Origin of the sequence: Mycolicibacterium hodleri (genome assembly GCF_025822245.1) — a bacterium.
Lineage (GTDB): Bacteria > Actinomycetota > Actinomycetes > Mycobacteriales > Mycobacteriaceae > Mycobacterium > Mycobacterium hodleri.
The window spans coordinates 171,188-184,193 of sequence record NZ_JACKTL010000033.1; the positions used below are offsets into that span (position 1 = coordinate 171,188).

13 protein-coding genes and 1 pseudogene are annotated in these 13,006 nt (G+C 66.8%); 8 read left to right on the forward strand and 6 right to left on the reverse strand.

Features of this window, described 5'->3' with window-relative positions:
• Position 1: 1 nt before the first annotated feature.
• A complete protein-coding gene (locus tag H7J06_RS13325) occupies positions 2–604 on the reverse strand; it encodes a TetR/AcrR family transcriptional regulator (RefSeq protein WP_264039369.1) in 603 nt (200 codons plus the stop codon).
• A 110-nt stretch (positions 605–714) separates the two neighbouring features.
• Between H7J06_RS13325 and H7J06_RS13330 the strand changes: the two genes are divergently transcribed.
• The gene (locus tag H7J06_RS13330) at positions 715–1,428 is read left to right on the forward strand and encodes an SDR family NAD(P)-dependent oxidoreductase (RefSeq protein WP_264039371.1); all 714 of its coding nucleotides are present in this window, start codon (positions 715–717) and stop codon (positions 1,426–1,428) included.
• 40 nt (positions 1,429–1,468) lie between these two features.
• Here H7J06_RS13330 and H7J06_RS13335 read toward each other — a convergent pair whose 3' ends face one another.
• Both H7J06_RS13335 and H7J06_RS13340 read right to left on the reverse strand, forming a co-directional pair.
• Positions 1,469–2,548, reverse strand: coding sequence for a tartrate dehydrogenase (locus H7J06_RS13335; protein WP_264039372.1), 1,080 nt, complete (start codon positions 2,546–2,548; stop codon positions 1,469–1,471).
• On the reverse strand, positions 2,545–3,129 hold the full coding sequence (locus H7J06_RS13340) for a TetR/AcrR family transcriptional regulator (RefSeq protein WP_264039373.1): 585 nt from the start codon (positions 3,127–3,129) through the stop codon (positions 2,545–2,547). Before H7J06_RS13340 ends, H7J06_RS13335 begins: the two co-directional genes overlap by 4 nt.
• A 128-nt stretch (positions 3,130–3,257) precedes the next feature.
• On the opposite strand from H7J06_RS13340, the gene H7J06_RS13345 reads away from it, so the two are divergent.
• The 5 genes from H7J06_RS13345 (at position 3,258) to H7J06_RS13365 (ending at position 6,497) form a co-directional block, all read left to right on the forward strand.
• Positions 3,258–3,992 (forward strand): SDR family NAD(P)-dependent oxidoreductase, encoded by a 735-nt coding sequence (locus tag H7J06_RS13345; protein ID WP_264039374.1) that lies wholly within the window; start codon positions 3,258–3,260, stop codon positions 3,990–3,992.
• A 33-nt stretch (positions 3,993–4,025) separates the two neighbouring features.
• Positions 4,026–4,445: a nuclear transport factor 2 family protein gene (locus H7J06_RS13350; protein WP_264039375.1), complete on the forward strand. Its 420-nt coding sequence runs from the start codon at positions 4,026–4,028 to the stop codon at positions 4,443–4,445.
• 176 nt (positions 4,446–4,621) lie between these two features.
• Positions 4,622–5,341, forward strand: coding sequence for a type II toxin-antitoxin system VapC family toxin (locus H7J06_RS13355; RefSeq protein WP_264039376.1), 720 nt, complete (start codon positions 4,622–4,624; stop codon positions 5,339–5,341).
• Positions 5,342–5,498: 157 nt separating this feature from the next.
• The gene (locus H7J06_RS13360) at positions 5,499–6,044 is read left to right on the forward strand and encodes a hypothetical protein (RefSeq protein WP_264039377.1); all 546 of its coding nucleotides are present in this window, start codon (positions 5,499–5,501) and stop codon (positions 6,042–6,044) included.
• A 204-nt stretch (positions 6,045–6,248) separates the two neighbouring features.
• Entirely contained in the window at positions 6,249–6,497 is a 249-nt protein-coding gene (locus H7J06_RS13365) for a lipopolysaccharide assembly protein LapA domain-containing protein (RefSeq protein ID WP_264039378.1), read from the forward strand.
• 56 nt (positions 6,498–6,553) lie between these two features.
• On the opposite strand, the gene H7J06_RS13370 is transcribed toward H7J06_RS13365, so the two are convergent.
• The 3 genes from H7J06_RS13370 to H7J06_RS13380 form a co-directional block, all read right to left on the reverse strand.
• Positions 6,554–7,987 carry a purine-cytosine permease family protein gene (locus tag H7J06_RS13370; protein WP_264039380.1) on the reverse strand — a complete coding sequence of 478 codons (1,434 nt, stop codon included), beginning with the start codon at positions 7,985–7,987 and terminating at the stop codon, positions 6,554–6,556.
• 129 nt (positions 7,988–8,116) lie between these two features.
• Positions 8,117–9,637, reverse strand: a complete 1,521-nt coding sequence (glpK, locus tag H7J06_RS13375; RefSeq protein WP_264039381.1) for a glycerol kinase GlpK — start codon at positions 9,635–9,637, stop codon at positions 8,117–8,119.
• Positions 9,634–10,398 (reverse strand): IclR family transcriptional regulator, encoded by a 765-nt coding sequence (locus H7J06_RS13380; protein WP_264039382.1) that lies wholly within the window; start codon positions 10,396–10,398, stop codon positions 9,634–9,636. The genes glpK (H7J06_RS13375) and H7J06_RS13380 overlap by 4 nt, the downstream gene beginning before the upstream one ends.
• A 169-nt stretch (positions 10,399–10,567) precedes the next feature.
• Here H7J06_RS13380 and H7J06_RS13385 point away from each other — a divergent pair, with 169 nt between their 5' ends.
• Positions 10,568–11,386, forward strand: a complete 819-nt coding sequence (locus tag H7J06_RS13385; RefSeq protein ID WP_264039383.1) for an MIP/aquaporin family protein — start codon at positions 10,568–10,570, stop codon at positions 11,384–11,386.
• A 34-nt stretch (positions 11,387–11,420) separates the two neighbouring features.
• Positions 11,421–12,939: pseudogene (glpK, locus tag H7J06_RS13390) on the forward strand (glycerol kinase GlpK).
• Positions 12,940–13,006: the final 67 nt, after the last annotated feature.

Consider the following 13,006-nt stretch of genomic DNA (forward strand, 5'->3'; position numbering starts at 1 on the left):
GTCAGGGCGCGACGGGCGGCGGTTGCGGCAGGGGATGCGCGCCGTCGGGTCGCAGACCGTCGAAGATGATCGCCAGATACCGCTGCCAGAGCAGTGGTGCTGGGGCCGCGAGGTTTTCGACGATGTGAACGGGCGCGCACATCATCAGGAAGACGTCGGTCTCGGTGACGTCGGCCCGGATGGCGCCCGACGTGCGCGCTCGGTCGACCAGCGTTTCGAGGTGTACGTGCAACAAGTCGAAGACCTCGGTCACCCTGGGGTCGCCGGCGCTGGCGGACTGCAGGAACGTCAGATCGTGTCGCTGACGTTGGTCGGCGGCGATGGTGAGGAACTCCAACAGTGCCGCGCCCGCGTCCGGCGACTCGCCCCGCCGCCGTGCGGCGTCGGCGAGCACGGCAACGTGCCCGCAGACGATGGAGGCGATCAGATCCTCCTTCGTCGGGAAGTGTCGGAACACCGTGCCCTTCGCCACCCCGGCCCGCCGGGCGATGTCGGCCACCGAGGCCGACGGGCCACGCTCGGCGAACTCGTCCTCTGCGGCGGCCAACAACGCGGCGCGGTTGCGTGCCGCATCCGCGCGGACTGGTCGGTCGGTGGTGGTCACGGGACCGAGGGTACCAAGTTGACCGCTCGGTCATCTTGTGCCAGCCTGGAGTTGGAAAGATGACCGCTCGGTCATGTTCATCACGGTACGCGAGAGGTGTTGACGGACAAATGAAACTCGACGGAGCCACCGCCCTGGTCACCGGGGCGAACCGGGGAATCGGCCACCACTTCGCCATGCAGTTGCTGCAGCGTGGAGCCCAGGTCTACGCCACGGCGCGGCGTCCCGAGCTGGTGAACGTTCCCGGCGCGGAGGTGATCCGCCTCGACATCACCGATCAGGCGTCGGTCGACGCGATCGCCGCCGTGGCCGGCGACGTCGACCTGCTGGTCAACAACGCCGCCGACACCGCGGGCGGGAACCTGGTGACCGGAGACCTGGACGGAATCCGGTCGACGATGGATTCGAACTACTACGGCACCCTCGCCATGATCCGGGCGTTCGCGCCGATCCTGGCGCGCAACGGCGGCGGGGCCATCCTCAACGTGCTGTCGGCGGCGGCGTGGACCACCGTCGACGGCAATACGGCCTACGCAGCCGCGAAGTCCGCGCAGTGGGGCCTGACCAACGGCGTCCGAATCGAACTGGCGGCCCAGGGCACTCAGGTGGCGGCGCTCGTCCCCGGCCTGATCGGGACGCAGACGTTGTTCGACTTCGCCGAACGGCACGGCATCGAGTTTGCCGACGGCGCCGTGATGGACCCCGCCGATCTCGTCCGGTTGGCGCTCGACGGCCTCGAAGCCGGCGAGATCGAGATCCTCGACCCCATGGGCGTCGAGGCGAAGGCCAGTCTCGCCGGACCGCCGCGCACCTTCGCCCTCTAGGCGGGACGGATCGTCATGCCGGTCTGGGGAGCGACCTAGCTCACGATGCGGCGAGTGCGTCGACGACGGCCGCACCAAGGGCCTGGGTGGTGGCGGTGCCGCCCATGTCGGGGGTGAGGGTGGCATCGCCGCGGGCCAGCACCTTCTCGATCGCGGTGAGGACTGCGGCGGCGGCGTCGGGTTCGCCGAGATGCTCCAACATCATGGAGCCACACCAGATCTGACCGATGGGGTTGGCGACGCCCTTGCCTGCGATGTCCGGGGCGGAGCCGTGCACGGGTTCGAACAGGCTCGGGAACCGTCGTTCCGGGTTGATGTTGGCACTGGGAGCGATCCCGATCGTGCCGGTGCAGGCCGGCCCGAGGTCGGACAGGATGTCGCCGAACAGATTTGATGCGACGACGACGTCGAACCAGTCGGGATGCATGACGAAGTTCGCCGCGAGGATGTCGATGTGGTACTTGTCGACGTCGACGTCCGGATAATTGGCGGCCATCGCCTGCACGCGTTCGTCCCAGTACGGCATGGAGATGGAGATGCCGTTGCTCTTGGTTGCCGAGGTGAGGTGCTTCTTCGGTCGAGTCGCGGCGAGGTCGAAGGCGAACTTGAGGATTCTGTCGACGCCGGTGCGGGTCATGATGGTTTCCTGCATGACGATCTCGCGGTCGGTGCCTTCGAACATCTTTCCGCCGACGCTGGAGTACTCACCTTCGGTGTTCTCCCGCACGACGTAGAAGTCGACGTCGCCAGGCTGCCGACCGGCCAGCGGGCTGCGGACCCCCGGCATTAGACGGACCGGCCGGAGGTTGACGTACTGGTCGAAGGCGCGACGAAACTGCAACAGGCTGCCCCACAGGGAGACGTGGTCGGGCACCACTTCCGGCCACCCGACGGCGCCGAAGTAGATCGCGTCGAAGCCCTTGAGTTCGTCGAACCAGTTGTCGGGCAGCATCTTTCCGTGTTTGAGGTAATAGTCGGCGCTGGAGTGGTCGAAGTGCTCGAAGTCGATCTCGAAGTCGAATGCCGTCGCGGCCGCGTCGAGAACGCGCAGACCTTCGGGCACCACTTCGGTGCCGATGCCGTCGCCGGGGATGACGGCGATGCGATGGGTGTCGGTCATGACGAAGTCCCTTCAGCCGCGGGGACGGCGGCGTCGACGAGCACGACGGCGATGGCGGCGGCGGTGGCGAAGGTGTCGGCGTCGAGCACGCGGTTGCGCGCCGAGGCGCCGTCCAGGAGCAGCGCCAGTTGTTCACCGAGTTGCTCGGGGTCGGCGGCGCCGGCCTCGCGCGCGGTGTCGGTGAGCCGCGCGGCGAAGGCCGTCTTGTAGTCGCGGGCGTGGATGCGAGCCGGGTGGGCCGGGTCGTGGATCTCGACGGCCGCCGCGATGAACGGGCACAGCGGGGAGTGAATGTCGAAGGCGGCGAGGAGGCGCTCCCGCGGCGTGAGGTCGGCGCGGTCGAACACCTCCGGCAGGATGTCGGGGTCGAATCGGCGCAGGTGTTCGGCGATCAGCTCGTCCTTGCTGGCGAAGTGCTGGTAGAACGTGCGCTTGGAGACCTGGGCCACGGCGCACAGCTGATCCAGGCCGGTCGAGTTGATGCCCTGATCGCGGAACAGTTGCCGCGACGCGCCCAGAATGCGCTCGCGTGCGCCCCGGCCGCGGCGCAGGCCCCGGGGCCCCTTCTCCAACTCCGTCACCCGGCCAGCCTAGCCCAGTTCGGTACCGATCTGTGTGCATAGCTTGCGTTCCTCCGTCCCCACTCGCTACGTTAGGTACGCGGATCGGTGTACATAACATCGGCGCTGACGAACGAATGGAGTCACACGTGGGAAAGCTCGACGGCAAGGTCGCAGTAATCACCGGCGCGACGAGCGGGATGGCGCTGGCCGGTGCCAAGTTGTTCGTCGCCGAAGGCGCTCATGTCGTCATCTCGGGCCGACGGCAGGACGCGCTGGACCAGGCGGTCGAGCACATCGGCCGCAATGTGACTGGTGTGCAGGGTGATTCGGCCGACCTCGAGGGTCTGGACCGCCTTTTCGACACGGTCAAGAGGGAATGGGGCGCGATCGACGTGCTTTGGGCGAGCGCCGGCGTGGGCAAGCAGGCCAAGCTCGGCGAGATCACCGAGCAGGACTTCCACGACGCATTCTGGCTGAACGCACGCGGCACGCTGTTCACGGTGCAGAAGGCGCTGCCCTTGTTCAACGACGGCGGCTCGATCTTCATGACCGGATCGAACGCCTCACTGAGGGGCTACCCCAACTGGAGCGTGTACGCCGGCAGCAAGGCCGTTTTGCCCGCCTACGCGCGGGTGTGGGTGTCGGAGTTGAGGGACAGGAAGATTCGGGTCAACGTGCTGACGCCCGGCCAGGTGGCCACGCCGGCCTTGGAGCAGGTGATGGACGAGGAGGCCAAGGCGCAGTTCGAATCCGTGATTCCACGGCGAGAGTCGGGTCGCCCCGAGGAGATCGCCTCGGCCGCGTTGTTCCTCGCCTCGGACGACTCGAGCTACGTCAACGGCCAGGAGCTGGTGGTCGACGGCGGCACCACGGTGATCTGAGTGACCAACGACCGCAACCACGTAGGAGCCAGCATGACCGCCTACGCCCCACACCGTGACACCGTGGAGTCCTTCGTCAACTGCATGCACGACGGTGCGGACAGAAATGCCCTCTCCGAGATCCTCGCCGAGGACGTGGTGCTGTACGGCCCGCTCGGCGACGAGCCAGTCAGCGGCCGCGGGGCAGTCCTGGAAGCGATCCAAGGGATCGGCGGGTCGGCCGACCTCCAGTACACGGAAGTCCTCACCGGCCAGATCCACCACGCCGCGAACTTTCGGCTGCAGATCGACGACACCGTGGTCGACGGGATGGACAGATTCCTACTCGACGCGGACGGCAAGATCGCCGAGGTCACCATCTGGTGGCGCCCGCTGCCGTCCGGCGTCCAGATGCAGAGGCACCTCGCCGGCCTTCTTGGCATGCAGCCCTGGGAACTTCGCACGGACGGGTAGCCGCCTACGGGGATCCTCGATGCCGACTGTGTGGGTTGTCGTCGAAAACTGCGGGACCGACCGACGGAAGTCCGCACAGTCGGCGAACCCAGCGCACAGGCCGACCGATACTAGGGAGGCCCACGGTGTGCACCGTTTCGAGTGCGCATCCGCGCCGACGGCCTTAGCGTGACGTCGTGGATTGGGAGTTCGACGCCGAGGTGTTCCAGTGGCGTGGCCCTGCGCCGTATTTCTTCGTTCCTGCACCGACGCATGTCAACGACTTCCTCCATGCCCACCACGGCGAACTGACCTACGGCTGGGGCGTCATTCCCGCCCAGGTGCGCGTCGGCACCACCGTGGTGACGACGTCGCTCATACCCAGGGACGGTGTGTATTTGGTGCCGCTGAAGGTTGCGTTACGCCGCCCCGAAGGCATCGACGACGGCGACGTCGTGCGAATGGCACTGCAGGTCGGCCACGAAGACGACGGTGGTTCGAGCAACGGCACGGCCATGACCACATTCGTCGTCGACGCCGGGGTGGCCGTCGACCTCGCCACCGACGGGGCGAGCATTCCGGCCGCGCACAGTTTGACGGCTCCGACGCTCCTCCGCTCGCAGGTCCTGGCTCGGGTGTATGGATCGGTGCACCGTGGCGAGATCGACGAGCGGACGGGTCGCAAGATCCTCGACGACATCCGGGGCCTGCGAATCCGGTTCCTCGGTGACCGGTCGCTGGAGGACCACGCGTGGCGACTGGCGACCCGGCAGAACTGGCCGGACGTCCACCGGGCTCACTACATCGCACTCACCCAGCTGCAGGCCGATGCACTCGTCACCACCGACGACGAACTGGCCGCCTCAGCACGTGGATTGGTGAGGATCGCGACTCCGGGCGACATCCTGCGGTCCTAGAGCGAGCTCCGGTCGCGTGCGATACGGGCCGGGGAGGGTGGCCGGACAGGAGATTGACAGGACATCGACAGGCGTTCGGCCCCAACGGTGACAACTGCCGGACCTACCGTGCGAGCAGCGCGCGACGCGGCACGCATGAACGTAGACGGGAAGTTCGATGACGCAATCGACCACACGGCCAGGCGACGTCGGCGATCCGACGAACATCTCGGCGGACGTCGAGCACCCCGCACCGCCGACCCGCTGGCAGCGCCTCGAAGACGAATGGACGCGACGACTGCAACCCGGCGAGCGGTCCACCCTCATCGCCTGGGCCTCCTTCACGGCGACCTTCGCCGGCGTGCGCGCCCTGACGCACTGGATTCACGACGGGCACGGGCCGGCCGGTGGGGGAATGTCGGTGGGCGGTCATCACTTTCACCACTACAACCTCGGCATCGCGGGCCTGGCGGGTGTCGGCGCGGTGTCGCTGCGCGGGCGTGAGCGGCACCGCCGTCACGCGCTGACAGCGGTCACCTACGGGTCGGCGCTGGCGCTGATCGTCGACGAACTGGCCCTGCTCATCGACCTGAAGGACGTGTACTGGGCCCGTCAGGGCCGTACCAGCGTCGACGCCGCCGTCACGGTGGCCGCCGCGGGCGGCACCTTTGCCGCCGGGCTGCCGTTCTGGCCGCACGCCCGCCGCGCGCTGCGACGGCGTTGACCGGAGTGCTCACGCGCCGGTCGGCGCAAGGGACGACCGGGGCTCGGCGTCGCCGATGAGGGCCGGGGGCTTCCTCTCCTAAACCTGGATGTCGTGTGAGACAGATCATCGGCCGATGCCGTTCGCTTTCGCGCACGGCCGCCGACTACATCTCTGCCAACACAGCGGCACACCGCGTTTACAGCCCAGGAAAGAGGGACCATCATGACCAACACCACCACGGATCGCACGCGCGGCGGCTTCGCCTCGAAATTTGCGCTCGTCATCGCCGCGCTGCTCGCCATCGCCCTGGTGATCTTCGTCCTGCAGAACACCATCCACACCACGATCAACTTCATCGGCTGGAATTTTGATGTGGCGCAGGGGGTTTCGCTGCTCGGTGCAGCAGTCGTCGGCGCGATCATCGCACTCGTGGTCAGCGCCGTCATTCGCCTGCGCCGCGTGGTCCGCTGACACGGCCGTCGCGACGCACCGGGCGTAAGGGCCGTGAACCCTATTCGGTGACGGCGCTAGCCCGTGCTCGCTTCGGCGACGTGGTCGGGGTGGATCATCGATTCCGGCGGGTTGCTCGTGCGCCGGGCAAGTGGGTAGTAGATCGCGGCCGTGACGACCAAGCCCACGATCCAGGAGATGTCGGCTCCGCCAAGCATGCCGGTGACGGGTCCGGTGTACAGCGCCTGCGCGAGAAACGGAATCTGGGCCACGACGCCAATCGCGTAGCAGCCCAGTGCGGTTGCGTTCCACCGGCCGTACCGGCCGGCGGGGCTGTAGAGCGCCGGGACGTCGACGCGTTCCCGGGAGATCAGGTAGTAGTCGATGAGATTGATCGCGCTCCACGGGGTGAAGACCATCAGCAACGTGAGGACGAAGTTCTTGAAGTTGCTCAGGAAGTCGGCGCTGGCTCCGAGTGCGATCAGGACCGAGAGCGCCGTGAATCCGACGATGTAGGCGGCGCGGGCGGTCGACGAGATGCGGGTCTGACCGTTGAACGCGGTCACCGTGGTGAGGATCGACATGAAACCGCCGTAGGCATTCAGGCAGTTGATAGTCAGCTTTCCGATCACGATCACGAGGTAGATGAGCACCGCGACGACTGGCGGGCCGGCCAGACCGCCGACGAACCCGACTTGGTCGTCGAGGAATTCGTCGCCCGCGACGGCGGCTACCAGCGCGCCGAACGCCATGGACCACGAGGACCCGATGACCGAACCAGCCAGGGTGGACCAGAAGGTGGCACGACCACTGGTGGTGCGAGGCAGGTAACGGGAGTAGTCCGCGACGTAGGGCCCGAAGGTCAGCTGCCAGCCCGCCCCGAGTGAAATGGCGAGGAGGAAGGTGGCGAAGTCGAATGGCTTCACGCCGATGACCGACGCGACGTCGTAGTCGGCGAACAGCCGGATGGCCAGGTAGGTGAAGCCGATGATGCCGACGACGGAGGCCACCCGTCCAACGGTGTGAATCAGTCGGTACCCGGTCACCGCCACCAATGCGGTGAGTACACCGAACACGACGATGCCGACCGCCACGTCGTCGGAGTGCAGGATGTGTCCGATCGCCTGACCGGCCAGAACGGTGCCCGTTGCGGCGAAGCCCAGGTACATGAGGACGACGAAGAACAGCGGCACGACGGCGCCGAACACTCCGAACTGCGCGCGACTGGAGATCATTTGCGGCAGTCCCAGCCGCGGACCCTGGGCGGAGTGCAGCGCCATTACGACTCCACCCAAGACGTTGCCGATGAGCAGACCGACGATCGCCCAGATCGCGTCCGCGCCGAACACGACGGCCAGCGCCCCGTCGACGATGGCGGTGATCTGCATGTTGGCGCCGAACCACAGAGTGAACTGGTTGCGCGGCGTTCCATGGCGCTCGCCGTCGGGGATGACTTCGATCGTGCGGCGTTCGATCGCGAGTGCGGAATCCGTTGTCGTGCGGTCTTTCATGGGCGCTCCTCCTCCACGTGGCTCAGGACTCGCGCCTGACGGGTCGTGTCGTCCTGTCCGTAGGAGGTAGTCAACAACAATTCACGTCCATGCGCGCAGCACGCGCCGCGCGGTGACGAGGTCGGCCGTTCAGAGGCCGTCGTCGCGCAGGGCGACCTCGGCGGGAGTCAAGGCCCGCGCGACCGCAGACTTCCAGCCCGCGGCCTCACGCCTGCGGGTCCGGGCGTCCATGTTCGGGTACCACGCCGCCGCGATGTGCCGATTTGCCCGCAACGCAGCGCGATCGGGCCAATAGCCGACGGCGAGCCCGGCCGAGTACGCCGCACCCAACGACACCGTCTCCGAGACGAACGGGCGCACCACCGGAACGTTGAGGACGTCGGCGTTGTACTGCATCATCAGGTGGTTCGAGGTCATCCCGCCGTCGACGGCCAACCTCGCCAGGGGCACGCCGGATTCGAGCATCATGGCGTTGACCACCTCCCACGTCTGCCAGACGGTGGCCTCCAACACCGCGCGCGCGAGATGACCCTTGGTGATGTAGGACGTCAGTCCCACGACGATTCCTCGCGCCGCCGAGTCCCAGCGCGGCGCAAGCAGTCCGGAGAAGGCCGGCACGATGTAGCAGCCACCGTTGTCGTCGACGGTACGAGCCAATGTCTCGATCTGAGGCGCGGTGTCGATCACGCCCAGCTGATCACGGAACCACTGGACCAACGAGCCGGCCACCGCGATGGGCCCCTCGAGGGCGTACATCGGCTCCTCGCTCGGCGCGGCATATCCGACGGTCGACAGCAGGCCATTGGTGGACTCGACGATCGAGGTTCCGACGTTCATCAGCAGGAAGGCCCCGGTCCCGTACGTGCACTTCGCGTCGCTGGGTTCGAAGCACATTTGGCCGAAGAGCGCCGCCTGTTGGTCACCGAGCGCGGCTGCGATCGGCACGCCCGGCAAGACGACCGCGCAGTTGGCGTATACCTCGCAGTTCGTCACGATCCGCGGCATCATCGCTTCTGGAATGTCCAGTATCGACATGAGTTTCGGACTCCACTCCAGCGTGTGCAGATCCATGAGGAGGGTCCTGCTCGCGTTCGTGACGTCGGTGACGTGAATGCCCCCCTTGGGGCCGCCGGTGAGATTCCAGATGAGCCACGACTCGAGGGTGCCGAAGAGCACCTCGCCCTTGTGTGCGCGAGAATCCAGACGTCGGACGTTGTCCAACAGCCAGCGCAGACGCGGCGCGGCGAAGTAGGACGCCGGGTCGAGTCCCGCGAGTCGACGGAAGTCCTCGGCATGGGGCTCGATCTGGTCCACCACGGGACCGGTCCTGGTGTCCTGCCACGTGATTGCCGGCGCAACCGGCGCGCCCGTCCGGCGATCCCACACCACGGTGGTTTCGCGTTGGTTGGCGATCCCGAGCGCGACGACGTTGGTCGCGTCCAGCCCCGCCGCCTTGAGCGCGTCGGGTACGACCTTGCGCACGTTGCGCCACAGTTCGGCGGCGTCCTGCTCGACCCATCCGGGCTGCGGAAAGGACTGCCGCTGTTCACGCTGCGCGATGGAGAGCATCCGGCCACCGTGGTCGAACACCATGCAGCGCGCGGACGTCGTACCCAGGTCGATCGCCGCCACCACGCGCTGGTCGGTCACCGGGCGGCCTCCAGTGCGTGCATGACTGAAGCGGCGGCGAGCCGAAGTGCCGCGAGTAGCTCGGCGCGGGGTGTGCCGTCTCGGGCCAGCAACTCTTCGGGCGCACCGTGCAACGCGAGTGCCGCGACGCTGGAGCGGCTGCCACCGTGCACCGCAACGGCCACGTCGGCGAAGTCGGGATCGAGCTCGCCGTCGCCCGTCGCCACTCCGGCAATGCGAATTTGCTCGATGACACCGGCCAGCCGACCTCGATTGGTCGACGTGCGACGCGTGTAGCGGTCCAGCGGAAGATTACGCAGAAGTCGTTCGCGCAGAGGTGAATACGCCAAGAGCAGCTTGCCGCAGCCGGTGGCATGCAAAGGGAGCAGTTCTCCGACGCGCAGGGTCTGAGGCTTGTCGTCGGGCCGGAACACGTGGTGAACGACTTCCGCCTCCTGACCGTGCAGGATCGTCATCAACACTTCGAAGCCCGTGTCCGACGCCAGTCCGTCGGCCCAGGGCATCGCCGTGGCGCGTAGATCGTTGCCGTCGAGCTCCACGACCTCGTGCGAGGACATTCGTGGCCCGAGGGAGTAGGCCCCCGAGTCCGGGTCCTGGTCCAGGTACTCCAAGGCGGTCAGGGTCTGAAGGATGCCGTGGACGGTCGTCTTCGACAGGTCCACCTCCTGGGCGATGTCGCGCAGCTGCATCGACCTGTCGCTGCGCTCGACGAGGTCGAGAATCACCGTGGCGCGTTCGAGCGCCTGTATCGGGCCTGGCATGCGCAGCTCCTAACTGGCAGCCAGCTGTGACCCCGGCCGCATCGCCCTGTTCGACATTGTCGAACAACGCCGATTGATCTGCGTCACATTCCCTCCTTAGGTTCGCAGCAGGTCACGAGAGCGGCGCCACCAGACGGGGCGCAGCGACAGGCACACGGAGGTATCGGCAATGAAGAAGACCCACCCACTCATCGGCGAGTTGTCGGGTGAATTACTCGGCACCGCAATCCTCGTCATGTTCGGTTGCGGCGTCGTCGCACAGGTCGTCACGGGCGGATTCCCGAAGTCCCTCGCGTCGGGCGACCACAACTCGATCGCCTTCGGTTGGGGCCTTGGCGTCACGATGGCGGTCTTCGTCGCCGGCCGGATCAGCGGGGCTCACCTCAACCCCGCGGTGACGGTCGCGCTCGCGGCGTTCCGAGGATTCGATCGGCGCAAGATCCTGCCGTTCATCGGTGCGCAGTTCGTCGGCGCCCTCGTGGGCGCGCTCATCGTCCGGTTCGTCTACGCCGACCAGATCGCCAACGTCGACCCGACCCACACCAAGGCGACCCAGGGCATCTTCTCGACCTCACCGGGTGAAGGCGTGTCGATCGTGACCGCGTTCGCCGACCAGGTCGTGGGTACTGCACTTCTGGTGATGGTGATCTTTGCTCTCACCAGCGCCGTGAACGACCCTCCGATGGCAAACACCGCGCCATTGATCATCGGTCTGCTGGTGGTCGCCATCGGCATGGCGTGGGGCACGAACGCCGGCTATGCGATCAACCCGGCGCGCGACTTCGGTCCCCGCGTCGCGTCGTGGATCACGGGCTATCAGGACGCGATGTTCTCGGCCAACGGGCCCGAGTTGTATTTCTGGCTCCCGATCGTCGCTCCCGTCATCGGCGGACTGATCGGCGGTGCCCTCTTCGTCTTCGGCATCGAGCGATTCCTGCCCGCTGCGGAAACGCTTCCTCACGAGGTCGGCGTCGCCGAAGCCCGCTGAGCGTTGAACCTTCCCCATACCAAGGAGACTCACCATGCCCGACTTCATCGGTTCCGTCGACCAAGGAACCACCAGCACCCGCTTCATGGTCTTCGACCACGGCGGCAACGTCATCGCCCAACATCAGCTCGAACACGAACAGCTCCTGCCTCAGGCGGGCTGGGTAGAGCACAACCCAGTCGAGATCTGGGAGCGCACGTCATCGGTCATCCAGACCGCGCTCGGAAAGGCCGGTTTGGTCAGCAGCGACCTGGCCGCCATGGGCATCACCAACCAACGCGAGACGACGGTGGTCTGGAGCAGACGGACCGGGCGGCCGTACTACAACGCCATCGTCTGGCAGGACACCCGCACCGACCGGATCGCCAGCAGGCTCGAGGCAGCAGGCCACGGAGAGACACTGCGCCACAAAGCCGGTCTGCCGCCCGCGACGTACTTCTCCGGCGGCAAGATCCAGTGGATCCTGGAGAACGTGGACGGCGTGCGCGCGGCTGCCGAGAGCGGTGACGCCCTGTTCGGGAACACCGACAGCTGGCTGCTGTGGCACCTGACGGGGGGGCGTCCGCGGGGGCGTTCACGTCACCGACGTGACCAACGCCAGCCGGACCATGCTGATGAACCTGGAGACCCTGGACTGGGACGACGAGTTGTTGACCCTGTTCGACATTCCCCGTCAGATGCTGCCGACGATCGTGCCCTCGTCGTCGCCGGAGCCCTACGGACTGACGCTCGCCGATGGACCGCTCGGCGGGGAGGTGCCGCTCACCGGTGCACTCGGCGACCAGCAGGCGGCCACCGTCGGGCAAGTGTGCTTCGCTCCCGGTGAGGCCAAGAACACCTACGGCACGGGCAACTTCATGTTGCTCAACACCGGCACCGACCTCGTGCGGTCCAAGGCGGGTCTGCTCACCACCGTCGCGTACAAGTTCGGCGACGCCGACGCGGTGTACGCCCTGGAGGGCTCCATCGCCGTCACCGGGTCGGCAGTGCAGTGGCTGCGCGATCAGCTCGGAATCATCAGCGGCGCAGCGCAATCGGAGGTCTTGGCACGTCAGGTGGCGGACAACGGCGGGGTGTACTTCGTCCCGGCGTTCTCGGGTCTCTTCGCGCCGCACTGGCGGTCGGATGCGCGCGGCGCGATCGTCGGCCTGTCACGATTCAACACAAACGCCCACGTCGCCCGGGCGACGCTGGAGGCAATCTGCTACCAGAGCCGCGACGTCGTCGAGGCGATGGAAGCCGATTCCGGTGTCCATCTCGAGGTCCTCAAGGTCGACGGCGGCATCACGGCCAACGCGTTGTGCATGCAAATCCAAGCGGACGTGCTCGGCGTCGACGTGGTCAAGCCCGTGGTGGCCGAGACCACCGCGCTGGGAGCCGCTTACGCCGCCGGTCTAGCGGTCGGGTTCTGGAAGGACACCGACGAGCTACGCAAGAACTGGCTGGAGGACAAGCGCTGGCAGCCCGCCTGGACCGACGAACAGCGAGAGGCGGGCCACGCCCAGTGGCGCAAGGCAGTCCAACGCACGTTGGACTGGGTGGACGTCAGCTGATGGCCGCGCCCGCCTTATGCACCTCAATTCATCGACACAGCAATGACTTTCAACATGGAAAGGTCAG

Excerpts from the sequence above, each read along its gene's own strand:
- H7J06_RS13330 (WP_264039371.1), top strand. The coding sequence starts at position 715 with ATGAAACTCGACGGAGCCACCGCCCTGGTCACCGGGGCGAACCGGGGA.
- H7J06_RS13335 (WP_264039372.1), bottom strand. The coding sequence starts at position 2,548 with ATGACCGACACCCATCGCATCGCCGTCATCCCCGGCGACGGCATCGGC.
- H7J06_RS13350 (WP_264039375.1), top strand. The coding sequence starts at position 4,026 with ATGACCGCCTACGCCCCACACCGTGACACCGTGGAGTCCTTCGTCAAC.
- H7J06_RS13360 (WP_264039377.1), top strand. The coding sequence starts at position 5,499 with ATGACGCAATCGACCACACGGCCAGGCGACGTCGGCGATCCGACGAAC.
- H7J06_RS13365 (WP_264039378.1), top strand. The coding sequence starts at position 6,249 with ATGACCAACACCACCACGGATCGCACGCGCGGCGGCTTCGCCTCGAAA.
- H7J06_RS13370 (WP_264039380.1), bottom strand. The coding sequence starts at position 7,987 with ATGAAAGACCGCACGACAACGGATTCCGCACTCGCGATCGAACGCCGC.
- H7J06_RS13380 (WP_264039382.1), bottom strand. The coding sequence starts at position 10,398 with ATGCCAGGCCCGATACAGGCGCTCGAACGCGCCACGGTGATTCTCGAC.
- H7J06_RS13385 (WP_264039383.1), top strand. The coding sequence starts at position 10,568 with ATGAAGAAGACCCACCCACTCATCGGCGAGTTGTCGGGTGAATTACTC.